At 45.8% G+C, this 12,914-nt stretch carries 11 protein-coding genes and 1 pseudogene; 2 read left to right on the top strand and 10 right to left on the bottom strand.

What is annotated here, in order from left to right:
• The first annotated feature begins 31 nt into the window (after window positions 1-31).
• Together ACYX4M_RS05760 and ACYX4M_RS05765 are read left to right on the top strand one after the other, a co-directional pair.
• Window positions 32-460 carry a hypothetical protein gene (locus tag ACYX4M_RS05760; protein WP_476082240.1) on the top strand — a complete coding sequence of 143 codons (429 nt, stop codon included), beginning with the start codon at window positions 32-34 and terminating at the stop codon, window positions 458-460.
• Window positions 461-486: 26 nt separating this feature from the next.
• Window positions 487-687: pseudogene (locus ACYX4M_RS05765) on the top strand (dual-action ribosomal maturation protein DarP); the annotation flags it as partial.
• A 128-nt stretch (window positions 688-815) separates the two neighbouring features.
• Here ACYX4M_RS05765 and ACYX4M_RS05770 read toward each other — a convergent pair.
• The 10 genes from ACYX4M_RS05770 to ACYX4M_RS05815 all read right to left on the bottom strand — a co-directional run bounded on the left by ACYX4M_RS05770 (window position 816) and on the right by ACYX4M_RS05815 (window position 12,643).
• Window positions 816-1,046, bottom strand: a complete 231-nt coding sequence (locus ACYX4M_RS05770) for an acyl-CoA thioester hydrolase/BAAT C-terminal domain-containing protein (protein WP_476082241.1) — start codon at window positions 1,044-1,046, stop codon at window positions 816-818.
• Window positions 1,047-1,062: 16 nt separating this feature from the next.
• The gene (locus ACYX4M_RS05775; RefSeq protein WP_476082242.1) at window positions 1,063-1,743 is read right to left on the bottom strand and encodes an acyl-CoA thioester hydrolase/BAAT C-terminal domain-containing protein; all 681 of its coding nucleotides are present in this window, start codon (window positions 1,741-1,743) and stop codon (window positions 1,063-1,065) included.
• Window positions 1,744-1,823: 80 nt separating this feature from the next.
• Window positions 1,824-3,266, bottom strand: coding sequence for a metalloprotease TldD (tldD, locus tag ACYX4M_RS05780; protein ID WP_476082243.1), 1,443 nt, complete (start codon window positions 3,264-3,266; stop codon window positions 1,824-1,826).
• Entirely contained in the window at window positions 3,259-4,077 is an 819-nt protein-coding gene (locus tag ACYX4M_RS05785) for a carbon-nitrogen hydrolase family protein (protein ID WP_476082244.1), read from the bottom strand. The genes tldD and ACYX4M_RS05785 overlap by 8 nt, the downstream gene beginning before the upstream one ends.
• On the bottom strand, window positions 4,070-8,059 hold the full coding sequence (locus ACYX4M_RS05790; RefSeq protein WP_476082245.1) for a YhdP family protein: 3,990 nt from the start codon (window positions 8,057-8,059) through the stop codon (window positions 4,070-4,072). Before ACYX4M_RS05790 ends, ACYX4M_RS05785 begins: the two co-directional genes overlap by 8 nt.
• 26 nt (window positions 8,060-8,085) lie before the next feature.
• Window positions 8,086-9,552 carry a ribonuclease G gene (rng, locus tag ACYX4M_RS05795; RefSeq protein WP_334058570.1) on the bottom strand — a complete coding sequence of 489 codons (1,467 nt, stop codon included), beginning with the start codon at window positions 9,550-9,552 and terminating at the stop codon, window positions 8,086-8,088.
• Window positions 9,549-10,154 (bottom strand): Maf family protein, encoded by a 606-nt coding sequence (locus ACYX4M_RS05800; protein WP_476082246.1) that lies wholly within the window; start codon window positions 10,152-10,154, stop codon window positions 9,549-9,551. Before ACYX4M_RS05800 ends, rng begins: the two co-directional genes overlap by 4 nt.
• 36 nt (window positions 10,155-10,190) lie before the next feature.
• Window positions 10,191-10,667 carry a rod shape-determining protein MreD gene (gene mreD / locus ACYX4M_RS05805; protein ID WP_476082247.1) on the bottom strand — a complete coding sequence of 159 codons (477 nt, stop codon included), beginning with the start codon at window positions 10,665-10,667 and terminating at the stop codon, window positions 10,191-10,193.
• Window positions 10,660-11,562, bottom strand: a complete 903-nt coding sequence (mreC, locus tag ACYX4M_RS05810; protein WP_476082248.1) for a rod shape-determining protein MreC — start codon at window positions 11,560-11,562, stop codon at window positions 10,660-10,662. Before mreC ends, mreD begins: the two co-directional genes overlap by 8 nt.
• Window positions 11,563-11,599: 37 nt before the next feature.
• Window positions 11,600-12,643, bottom strand: coding sequence for a rod shape-determining protein (locus ACYX4M_RS05815; protein ID WP_118490596.1), 1,044 nt, complete (start codon window positions 12,641-12,643; stop codon window positions 11,600-11,602).
• Window positions 12,644-12,914 lie beyond the last annotated feature (271 nt).

Below are 12,914 nucleotides of genomic sequence, written 5' to 3' on the forward strand. Positions count from 1 at the left end.
GAGTATCCTTCACCAGCCAAGGGGAGATAGTGTGAAAATATTTTCTAACCCTAACGCAACACTGAAAAGCAAGTACGGTCAGTATCAAATTGCTGTACTTGGTAACATTGTTGGCGTGTCGGCTGAAGGTATTGCCGATGACTCAGCCATAGAGCGCTATGCGCGGGATATGATGGATGTGATTAACAGCTTTGGTGGGGATCACTGGGCATTTTTAGGTTTTTTGCATGGTTCAGCCCTTCTTACTAAAGCCGGCGAAAAAGAACTTCAACGTTCGGTTGAGTGGCGTGCGCAACACGGAATGGCGCTTGGTGCGCTAGTTATTGGTGACACTACAGTACAACCCATTGTAAGAGCGCAATTTCAGAGAATTTACGACAATGCAGGCCTTGAATTAGGTATTTTTACCAACGAGGAAGATGCTATTGAGTGGTTGAATGGAAAAGGGTTTGAAAGTTAGCCGCGACTTATAACTGTTCGCATACAAAACTAGAAAAAGCCCGTGAAGCCGTGATTGAACAGGGCGACCCCGCTATTCAAAAGCTGATTGAAGCGCACCCTGAACTTGACCGCCAAAAGCTGCGCCAATTTCACCGCTAAATTAAGAAAGAGCGTGAAAAGAATGCGCTGCCTAAAGCATTCAGAGAGCTGTCTCAGTATTTGAAAGACGCCATGCTAGATGATTAAAAAGGCGCGTTCTCTGCAATGAATACACATGGCTTCCAAGAGGTGGAGGCCAGCTGTTGTGGCTTATCTTGCGAAGTACAAGCAGGAAGTCTAGACAATACCTAATTCAAAGCAATGTTAAGATGATTCTACGCTTTTTTCTCGTTGGTTTCACTTTGGCAAGTAGTCTTAAAATGTCTATTTAAGAAGGCTATTGCACGATCGTGGTAGTCGCTTTGAGGCGTAAAATGATTACCGCCAGGTGCCACAATATGTTCGTACGTGTAAGCAAATTTGTTTTCCTCAAGCCGCTTTATGACTCTGTCCGACATTTCTGCAGACGGCCAAACATGATCGTTTTCACCAGATACTAGCAACACTGCCCCCTTTATATTCTCAACGCGAATCGCTGCATTTGCTGCCTTCCTGCGCGCCTTGTTCAAGAGCAATGTTATGTGCCTCGCGAAAATTTCCGGTAAGCATTTTAGGAATAGCGCCATTTGGTATCTGAACAAAGGGGATGTCACGACCATTGTGCTGAAACGAAGCGGTAGACGCTCCTGTCCTAAAAGAGGGGCTTGCAAAAGAAACATGGCTACCAGCGAACGCAACAGCACCGTCGATGTCGGGATATAATGATGCAAGCAGCAAAGCCAACTCAGCCCCCTTAGAGCCTCCCATTACGGCAACACACTGAGAGTCAATAAACGGCAATTGCTGGGCCTCTATTACTTTCTCGTAAATTGCATCTAGCGATATACGATCAAGTTCTTCAGGTAAACCTGGCATCTTGAAATACCCTACCGCGAGAACAGCGTAGCCCGCGTCTAAATACAGGTTTCGTTCAGATACATTAGATGGCTTTGTCATGCTGTTGCCACCTTCGCTGCCGCCAAAATAAACAAGCAAGGGGCGCGTTTGTGACTTGTCCGTGAAAAGGGCAGTGTCTACATTGCCATAGTTTTCGATGGGCTTCGTGCTGTCAAAAGAAAGCTGAACAAAAAGAGCGTATCCTGCAGCTGAGGCCACTAAAACCAGTACTGCGATAGCCATCCATTTTAATACACTAACAATCATTGATAATTCCTTTTATCTAGAAAAAGTACGAAGCAAAGTACTGACTTGCATTGGCGCAAGCCAGTGGAAGTGTACAATTATCAGGCGGTTCCGCCCACTGTTAGCTCGTCAATTTTAAGCGTAGGCTGTCCTACACCTACTGGTACGCTTTGACCGTCTTTACCGCATACACCCACGCCTTTATCTAGCGCAGTGTCGTTGCCAATCATTGAGATTTTTTGCATAACCTCAGGGCCATTACCAATTAAAGTTGCCCCTTTGACTGGTGCAGTAATTTTACCGTTTTCGATAAGGTAAGCTTCAGCGCTAGAGAACACGAATTTGCCAGACGTAATATCTACCTGACCGCCAGCGAAGTTCGGCGCGTAAATACCTTTGTCGATAGACGCGATAATTTCCTGCGGATCGTGTTGACCTTCCAACATATAAGTATTCGTCATGCGGGGCATAGGCAAGTGCGCATAGGATTCACGGCGGCCGTTACCGGTAGGTGCAACGCCCATTAGCTTGGCATTGTGCTTGTCCTGCATGTAGCCTTTTAAAATACCGTCTTCAATTAGTACGTTATGTGCCGTTGGCGTGCCCTCATCGTCCACTGACAATGAACCGCGACGATCGCTTAATGTACCGTCATCAACAACGGTTACACCTTTGGCGGCTACGCGCTCGCCAATGCGACCGCTGAAAGTTGATGCACCTTTACGGTTAAAGTCGCCTTCCAGACCGTGACCTACTGCTTCGTGAAGTAGCACTCCTGGCCAACCGTTGCCTAATACTACAGGCATAGCGCCTGCCGGTGAGGCCACTGCCTGCATGTTAACACGCGCCATGTGCAGCGCATCATCGGCTAGTTGCTCATAATAGTGTTTGCCATCTTCATCTTGCTTAAAGAATGAGTAAGCATATCGCCCACCAGCTCCCGCTGAACCGCGCTCGCGTCTATCACCTTGCTCTAGCAATACTGAGCAGTTTAGACGCACAAGGGGACGAATATCTGTAGCTAAAGTACCGTCGCTACCAGCAACTAAAATCTCTTCATATACGCCGCTTAAACTTACTACCACCTGATTGGCAGACGGCTCTTGCTTACGGATGTAGGCATCTACCGCTTTAAGCAATGAAATTTTCTCGGCATCTTGCATCGCAAGAATAGGGTTATTTTCGCTGTATCGCGCTTGCACTGATTTTTGCCCCAGTGAAGCAACTTGCTGTGAGCCGCCACTTGGCGCAATGCCGCGGGCGGCTTTGCATGCTTTAGTTAATGCTTCTTCGCTTATTTCGTCAGAATAAGCAAAGCCCGTTTTCTCACCGCTAATTGCACGCACGCCAACGCCACGCTCAATATTATAGCTGCCTTCTTTGATGATACCGTCTTCCAGTACCCAGCTTTCGTGTTGGCTTGACTGAAAATACAAATCGGCATAGTCGGTGTCGTGGCGATAAATGGTCGCTAGCGCACTCTCTAGCTTAGAAATATCTAGGCCTGAGTCAGATAATAAATGACGCTCAACAGATTTAGACAAAGTGACTCCTGAATCGGTTATGTTCGGCAACCGGCATATTCTGTTTAATAGTTTCTCTTGCTGCAATATCTACGTTTGCCGATACCAGCCCTGTTTCAGAGGCTTGTTCGGCAAGGGTTTCGCCCCAAGGCGATAGGATAATACTATGCCCATACGTTTCACGACCATTAGCGTGCACACCACTTTGGTTTGGCGCTACCACAAAACACTGTTTTTCGACGGCTCTGGCTTGCAACAGTGCGTGCCAGTGTGCCTCTCCAGTGCGCTGGGTAAAGGCCGCAGGCAGTACCAAAATATCGATATCGCCCATTGCAGTAAACAACCCTGGGAAGCGTACATCATAACACACCGCAAGCCCAATGTTGCCTATTGGCGTTTGAACAGTGACGACTTCGCTTCCTGCTTCAGTAGTAGCGGACTCTTTGTAGCTGCCTGTATTGTCGTTTACCGATACATCGAACATGTGAATTTTACGATAGTCAGCCAACAGCTCACCACTCGGTCCAAATAACATGCAAGCAGCAGAAAATTTATCGGGGTTTTCCGTTTTCACAGGAAATGTACCTGAGACTATGTAGCATTGATGCTGCTTTGCAAGTGACGATAAACTGTGCTGTATTACACCATCACCTTTTACTTCAGCGATTTCAAGTTGGCCTTTATCTTTGCCGCCAAAGCAGGCAAAGCACTCTGGCAATACTACCAAGCTGTCCTTTGCAATATTGGCCGCAGCCATTTCACTTGCCACTATGTCGAGATTTTCTTCTACGTTTGGCGTAGAAGTCATTTGTAGTGCAACTAAATTAACCATCGATCACCTCCATTTTCAGCCTGCGCACGTCATCATCCGTTAATGGCCTGTCTTGTGGATTGGCCGGTACAGGCGCATTTTGAGCAGGTAAGCTAATGTCTTTACTATTGCGCTCAAATTCCTCAAACTTAGGTTCTTTTATGGTGCCCGTTACGCGATAGTTCACATTTGAAATCACTTTCGCAGATGTTAGCACTTGGTCTATGGCAAGAGCAGCCAATGCAGTAGGCGGCGTTGCTAAGAAATACACAAGAAACGGAAGGTTTCCGGTTACATTGGGCGCGAAAGACACATTGTAATTTAAGCCGCCCGTATTCAAGTCGGTGAAGCCGGTAATTTCTATTTCTCCCGCGCCGCCGTCAATTTCAGTATCGTCAGTATACGCTTTGCCGTTAACAATGCTTAACGTGCCGCCCATGTCGTCGTAGAAAAAGCCTTTAGCAAAAACGTCTCGAAAATCAAGGCTGAGCTTTCTTACTAACGAGTTTAAGCTGAACAGGGTAAATATACGCGAGCCCTTGTCACTCAACTCAGTAAGATAGCCATCAGACAGTGACCACTCTACATTGCCGTTAAGCTGTTCAAACCCAAAGTCCATTGGTGCATTGGGCCAGTTAATGTCAAACTTAACGTTTGCACTAGAATCTTTAATTCCCGATTCAACGCCGTACTCTTTTAGCATTTGCCCCACGTCAGGTGACGTCAACGTGCCATTTAACGCGCTATTCACCTTGCCATTTACATGTTTCCAGTAGCCCGTTGCTGTAATGTTGGTTTCATCAGATTTTACCAAAAGTTGTCGTATGGCAAGGCCATGATCGTCTTTTGCCACGTCTAACGTGATTTCACCTAAATCAATGCCATGTACACCGCATGACTGACAATAAAAATAAATGGGCGGAAGCGTGTTGGGGTCAATATTATAAGGTGACTCGTCTTCCTCGCTTGTAGCGGCTAATACGGCATTACTTTCATCATCTGATGTCGCGGATATCTCAGGTTCACTTGGTTTATCTAACGACAAGTAGTCGGCATTTACTTCAATGCCTTGTTCATCTAAATCACTGTTGATGCGAATAGTTGCCCTGGCCTGAGGTGAAGCTAAGTCTAAGATCCAATCCTTATTGCGCTCAGTTGCATTCAGCTCTGCCTTATTAATGCTGTGACCAGCAAAGTTAAGCATGTCTGCTTTAGCAAATATACGAGAGGGCGTGCCGAATAAGTTGGTACGCTTAGTATCAGTCTCTTCTGATTTGCTAGCGGGCTGTCCATCGGTTTGCGCATAGGTATTAAGGGCGTTTTTCCCTTTGCCAGAAAGCAACATGTCAATAGTGGTAAACCACTCTTGTACATCGGCTTGAGGTAGATTTGCACTGATACTAAAGCCTGTCCCAATATTGGCTATATCGCTTTCACCTAGGGCTAGATGCGCCCGCGAGAACTGCATTTCTTTGTGGGGTAGCACACCGTCAAAGCGAATGTTGGTGCCAAGCGTAGCTTTAACATTCGATGCTTTGCCATCGCCAATGCTGATTATTTGTAACGGTAAGGTGCTGCCAGCCGGAGTGCCAAAAGGGGCGGGCAGTACACTTTGCGTGGCCGTCAAATCTGCCGTGAGATTCGCAGAGTATTCAAAGCCATTTTTAGCAAGTGTTATATCTACTATGGTGTTCCAATCGCTTTCACCGTCAATGTATTCAGTGAGTTCGGTATTTACATAGTTAGCTAACGGGTGTACGTGCCAACGCCCACCTAATTCTACATGGAGATCGTACGTATCGCTCTGCCTGCCAGACAACGACAAATTCACCGGCTGTTTTAGAAATTTTGCAGTGAGATCACTTGCGTCTATGTTTCCGTTAGTAAACGACACCTCACCCGACGCTTTATCAAAAAGCATGTTAGTTGTCGCAATATAAACAGGGTTGTTAGATAAATGCGCGGAACCCGATGCCACGACATCTTTGCCCTTAAAAGGTATATCTAATTTGAGGTTAGTAGTTAACGGCCCGCTAATTTGAACTTCATCGTTTAAAACCTTACCCAGAGAGTCTTTTAGGGATGAGTCCATCATTAGCGCCGTAAGCGCCTCGCCAGAACCTGAACCAGTGGCATAGATATTCAAGCGAGCACCAGGCTTAAAGCTAGGAATAGAGGCCGACATGTCAGTTATTTCCACATCAGCAAGAGTTGCGCTTGGGCTCTCCATCACTAGGGCGTTGTTCACAAAATACAAAGATAAATCTAAGTTATTGAGCGCAGGCCAGTCAGGTGCAAAAAGAAAATCCCCCTGCTTAATATCAACATAGGCCTGGAAAATACCGCTATTGTCTTCAAAGGGAAAGTTACTTGTGCGGCCATGCCACAGCACACGCGCGTTTGTAATTTCACCTTCGCCGTTAAACGCTCGAGTGAGATATTTGTCGGTATTGACACCCATTAGGGAAGCGGGAAACAGGTTACTTACTTCATTTAAAGCCAACGGGCTAACATCGACATACAGCGACATAAACCCGGTTGCAGTATTTAATTTAAACTGTGGATTCAAAGTAACAGCATCACTTTCAAGCAACATGTCGCTACCTTGTACTATCCACTGTTTTTTTGCTTCGTCTATTTGCTCTGGATAAACATAAAATCGAGATTTGAACTGCTTTATGTTGATGTCTTTTTTGATTACACCATCAGCGCTGAGCACACTATTCTTACTTTCTAAGTAAATCGCACCGTTATTTTTATACCAAAAGAGGTCGGCATTTAGGGACGAAAGCCCCGGCACCTCATCCGTTTTATCCCACTGTAGATCGAGTACTTTAGCGGCTAAAGAAGGCTGACCATTATGCAGTTGAATTTGCAACGTAGCTAATTCCCCCTTTGGATTTAGCCCGCGTATTTCCTCTTCACTAGTGTCATCCATGAAAAGTGGTAGTAACAGCAAAAAAGGGTCAATTTGCACGGGCTTCACGGTGTTTATCAACGCATCACCGTTTGCACCTACACTCCCGATAAGGTCAGTGGTAAGCGTCTCATTGCTTGAGTTAAGCACAAGCTGGTCTACCCTAACATTCCACCCGCCTTGCTTGCTTTCGGTATTGGGCAACGCTTGAAGACTACCGCCGCTGATACCAGTCACCGTTTTCGCGCGGTCACTCCCCCACTCTAAAATGCTCTCACTTAATTCAGCTTGTATACTGGTAATTTCGCTCTGAGAAAAATTAGTCCATATCTCGAAGTTTGCACGACTCTCGGCAAGCGGACGCTTAGTTTTAATCAGGTCGCTGACCCATGGGGAGATATCGAGTTCTTCGGCTTTGGCGTAGAACACACCTTCAAACTCTTCTCGTGTGCCGGTAACATCAATAATGAAAGACGCTGAATTAGCAGCTAAATCTGCAACTTTCAGCCGCCCTAAACCTTGGTGTCTTTCCTCGCGGTTGTTCCACGATAGGCTTTCTATATCGAAGGAATTAGTTTCGTTGAGATGGGTAACGGAAACCACACCGTCTTCTAGCGAAAAGCTTTGTAGCTGTTCTAAGAAAAGACGTTCAAGGGCCTTCACCACGGGGAAGTTATTTTTACCGTCACTAGAGAGGCGATCAGCATCAATATCAATCACTACCCCCCGCAGCTCGAAACGGGTAGATGAAATAAGTTGATGGCGTAGCGATTCCCAAAAATCTAGCTCAACGTAGATTTGTCTGATATCCAACGCAACAGGAGAAGCATCGTTTTTAGCCAGCGACACAGAATTGAGCACAATGCTGGGACCACTGCGCTGCCAAACAGCATGCACACTTTTAATAGATAGGTTTACGCCATACTGCTCATTGATATAATTTTCCAACAGATGTTTGTTGTGCTCAATATGCGGCAGAGCATAGCGTGCAGCGCTTAAGACAAGCGCGAAAAGTACAAGCAATACGGCGAGTAGCAGCCAAAACTTCTTAAGTAGATAAGCGGCTACCGACGAAAAATTTGTCACATTTTGCCTTTGTATACGTTAATGCATTACATCATGACGACGTCGTACTTATCCTGGTTGTACAGTGTTTCGGTTTGAACCTTGATTTGTTTAGACACAAATACTTCTAGTTCTGCCAGCATATGAGATTCTTCACCCATTAAGGCTTCCGCCACTTTTGGTGAAGCATAAACCACAAACTTATCTGCGTCATAGGCTCGATTCACCCTTACAATTTCACGCATAATTTCAAAGCAAATGGTTTCAATAGTTTTTACTGTGCCTCGACCTTTGCACACTGGGCATTCGCCACACAGTATATGCTCAATACTTTCACGAGTGCGCTTGCGGGTCATTTCAATAAGCCCTAGCGCGGTAAAACCGTGAATGTTTATTTTGGCTCTATCCTTGTTCGTCGCCACCTCTAATGAATGTAAGACACGTCTTTTGTGGTCTGGTTCCATCATATCGATGAAGTCGATTAGGATCATACCGCCTAAGTTACGCAATCTTAGTTGACGAGCAATTGCCTGCGTCGCCTCAATATTGGTGTTAAAAATTGTTTCTTCTAAATTTCGGTGGCCAACAAAGGCACCAGTATTGATATCGATAGTGGTCATGGCTTCGGTTTGATCGATGATCAGATAACCGCCAGATTTTAAGTCAACGCGACGCTCTAGTGCCCGCTGAGCTTCATTTTCCACATCATACAAATCAAAAATAGGTCTATCACCAGGGTAGTATTCGAGTTTGCCGTTCATTTCGGGCACATACTCTTTTGTGAACTGATGAAGTTCATTAAAAGAGAGTTTTGAGTCGATGCGAATTCTATCTAATTCAGTGCCGACAAAGTCTCGCAGTACTCGTCGTGCCAGCGGTAAATCTTCATAAAGCACGTTCGACTTGCGCTTTTTCATACGAGACTGGATTTTATCCCATAATCTTCGCAAAAACGCGGCATCAGATTGCAATTCATTTTTGCCCACGCCCTCTGCGGCAGTACGAAGAATAAAACCGCCGTTCTCATCACAGAACTCTTGCACCAGCGACTTTAAGCGCTCTCTTTCTGATTCTTCCTCAATGCGTTGCGATATACCCACGTGTGTTACCGACGGCATAAACACCAAATAACGACTGGGAATAGTAATGTCTGTGGTAAGACGTGCACCTTTGGTACCGATAGGATCTTTTACCACCTGAACCACAATATCTTGACCATCACGCACCAGCTCACGAATGTCTTGCTTCTGGATATGACTTGCCGAGACTTCTTCAGCAATCTCATTGTGGATGACAATGTCGGAGGCATGTAAGAACGCAGCTTTTTCTAACCCAATATCGACAAAAGCTGCCTGCATGCCCGGCAATACACGACTTACTTTTCCGCGATAAATATTGCCAACTAAACCCCGTTTAGTATGACGCTCTACGTGAATTTCTTGCAGTATTCCGTTTTCAATAAGCGCCACCCGTGACTCTGACGGGGTAACGTTAATAAGCAGTTCAGCACTCACGATACTACTCCAAATTCATTCAGTCCAAATGCATTAAGTAATTGGCGGGTTTCGTATAGCGGTAGGCCTATGACGGCGCTTGCACTACCGTTGATAGAGACCACAAACTCACCACCAATACCCTGAATAGCGTAACTCCCTGCTTTGTCGGCAGGCTCTCCTGTTTCCCAGTATGCGTCAATTTGCTCATCCGTCAATGCTGCAAAAGTCACAGATGTGGTAATGACTTGGGTCTGTTGCTGAGCGTTATTAAGCACACAAATAGCGGTAAGGACGTCATGAGTTTTACCAGAAAGCATGGTAAGAATGCGTTTTGAGTCCGCTTTATCTTCAGGTTTACCCACACTCTCTCCGTTAAAAGATATGAGCGTGTCGCTGGCCAAAATGATTTTGTCTTCCGTCATTTCTTGCTGAGATGAGAGTTGCGCCTTTACTGCCTGGGCTTTTTCAGTCGCAAGCCTTGCGACAAGCTCCATCGGTGACTCATTGTCACGGGGCGACTCGTCAATATCGGCAGGTTGTATTGTATGGGCTATGTTCATTTGCTTGAGCAAAGCTGTGCGTCGTGGTGAGGCTGACGCTAACACTACCGATTTTGTCATTGGCTTACCTTTGGTTTAATCGTGAAGGTGTTTATATTAAGAAATTGATAATTGTCTGCGTGTACGTCTAAGTAGCCAAAATACCCACGGCCAAATCACCATGGATGTTAAGACTGGCCACAAGTAATCAACTTGGAAATAAATATCCGTTAACAGATGCTGAACCCAAAACGTCAACAAATGATATAGCGAGGCAAGTAGCCCGATGATAATCGCCTGCTGCCACACAGAGTAGTTCCTTAGCCTTTGGTAATTGGCGGCCAGCACATAAACACAAATACTTAAACCGAAGCTATGAATGCCCAACGTGGTGCCAACCAGCACATCCATAGCAACACCAGTTAAAAACGCCACACCTACGTTAACTCTGTGAGGCAGTGCCATACTCCAGTATGCAAGCACGACCAACACCCAATCAGGCCGATACAAGTCAACTTGAGTGGGCAGAGGTACTATTTGCAGTACCATAGCCACTAGCAGGCTTAACCAAATAACGAGGTTACGTTTACGCATCTGAAGACTCTTCCTCGTTGATAACAGGTTTACTTGCCTTTTCTTCCTTATCTGAATCAGGCTTTTGTGATAAGTCATCCTCATGCCATAAGAGCAGGAGGTGACGAAGTCTATCTAAATTTGCCTGCGGGGTGACAATAACTCGAGCAAAAGGACGGCTTTCATCTCTGACTACCTGTGTGACTGTTGCTACGGGGTAACCTTCTGGAAACACTTTTCCAAGTCCAGATGAGATAAGCGTGTCACCTTCCTGAATATCGACGCTGTGCGGTACATGCTCGAGATATAATTCGTTAAGCGCGCCGCTGCCGGTAGCGATAAAGCGAATATCATTTCGAAGGGAGCGCACAGGAATGGCGTGTGTAACGTCAGCGATCAGCAATACCCGGCTGTTGGTTGACCCCACTTCCATAACCTGACCCACAACACCCTTGTCATCGAGGACAGGCTGAGAAGGATACACACCATCTATAGCGCCTTTATTGATAACCACCTGCTGACTATACGGGTTTTTATCTACCGCCATCAGTTCGGCTACCATCTTTTTCGAAGATAGGCGCACGGGCGCTTGCAGTAATTCTCGAAGTTGTGCGTTTTCTTTTGCAATAACATCGTATTGCTGAAGCTTTTCACTCATTAGCAACAATTGGTTATTAAGCTTTTGGTTTTCTGCTAACAACTGTTCTTTAGAGGTGAGCCGCTGTGCGCTTTCGCTAAGCATTAACCCGGGAAGATTAGCAATGTACTGAAGTGGGCTCATTAAAGAGTTGAGGTACACCCGCGTAGATTTGAAGCCATCCATTTTATGGTCGACAAATATCAGTGTTACTGACAACACAAGGGCCAGCGTAAGCCGGATATTTAAAGAAGGGCCGCGAGTAAAAATAGTATCCATGATACAAATAAGGCAACCTTACGGTTGCCTTTCCTGTTTATTCGTAGCTAAACAGGTCGCCACCGTGAAGGTCAATCATATCGAAAGCCTTACCACCGCCGCGTGCTACACAGGTCAAGGGATCATCAGCGATAACCACTGGGATACCCGTTTCTTCCATTAATAGCCTATCTAGATCTTTAAGAAGTGCACCACCGCCGGTAAGTACCATACCGCGCTCAGAAATATCAGAAGCAAGCTCTGGTGGAGACTGCTCTAGTGCCACCATAACGGCAGAAACGATACCCGTTAGCGGTTCTTGAAGTGCTTCAAGAATTTCATTTGAGTTTAGCGTGAACCCGCGAGGCACGCCTTCTGCTAGATTGCGACCACGAACTTCGATCTCACGAACTTCTTCGCCTGGGTACGCCGCTCCAATTTCGTGCTTAATGCGCTCAGCAGTAGCTTCACCAATAAGAGAACCGAAATTACGACGAATATAATTAATGATAGCTTCGTCAAACTTATCACCACCAATACGAACAGAAGATGAATAGACCACGCCGTTTAGTGAGATGATAGCAACTTCAGTAGTACCACCACCGATATCAACCACCATAGAACCCTGCGCTTCTGATACAGGCAAGCCTGCACCGATTGCCGCAGCCATTGGTTCGTCAATAAGGTAAACCTCACGCGCACCTGCACCCAAAGCAGATTCTTTAATAGCCCGGCGTTCAACTTGTGTTGAACCACAAGGTACACATACCAAAACACGAGGGCTAGGACGCAAGAAATTATTGTCATGCACTTGCTTTATAAAGTGCTGTAGCATTTTTTCAGTCACGTAAAAGTCGGCGATAACACCATCTTTCATCGGGCGGATAGCGCGTATATTACCTGGTGTACGACCAAGCATGCGCTTAGCTTCTGCACCTACTGCCGCAACACTTTTCGGCCCGGCTGCGCGCTCTTGACGAATAGCTACTACTGAAGGCTCGTTTAGAACAATACCCTGGTCTTTTACATAAATCAGCGTGTTTGCTGTTCCGAGGTCGATGGACAGATCATTAGAGAACATGCCTCGAAGCTTTTTAAACATGAAGTGTGTATTCCTGTTTCTATGTTAACGCGTATTTGCAAAGGTGAGATGGCGACGCTTTAACGTGAAGTCGATATTTATTCGCACACTTTAACAATGGGGGCAATTTTGGGCAAGTGATGCTGTCACTTAGAGCCAAAATAACTACTTTATTAACAAGCAAATTCGGTGTCTACCCAATTAAGGCATCGCGCCTACGCGTTAATCGATTAATTCCTAATTTAGACCCACTAATGACCCCACGAAAGACGGAAGGTTCAAAAACAATGGT

The sequence above is a fragment of the Alteromonas sp. ABV4_150 genome (assembly GCF_056311745.1).

What these genes read in the sequence shown, in the direction of transcription:
- ACYX4M_RS05775 (WP_476082242.1), bottom strand. Translation starts at nt 1,743, where the DNA reads ATGATTGTTAGTGTATTAAAATGGATGGCTATCGCAGTACTGGTTTTA.
- ACYX4M_RS05785 (WP_476082244.1), bottom strand. Translation starts at nt 4,077, where the DNA reads ATGGTTAATTTAGTTGCACTACAAATGACTTCTACGCCAAACGTAGAA.
- ACYX4M_RS05800 (WP_476082246.1), bottom strand. Translation starts at nt 10,154, where the DNA reads ATGACAAAATCGGTAGTGTTAGCGTCAGCCTCACCACGACGCACAGCT.
- mreD (WP_476082247.1), bottom strand. Translation starts at nt 10,667, where the DNA reads ATGCGTAAACGTAACCTCGTTATTTGGTTAAGCCTGCTAGTGGCTATG.
- mreC (WP_476082248.1), bottom strand. Translation starts at nt 11,562, where the DNA reads ATGGATACTATTTTTACTCGCGGCCCTTCTTTAAATATCCGGCTTACG.
- ACYX4M_RS05815 (WP_118490596.1), bottom strand. Translation starts at nt 12,643, where the DNA reads ATGTTTAAAAAGCTTCGAGGCATGTTCTCTAATGATCTGTCCATCGAC.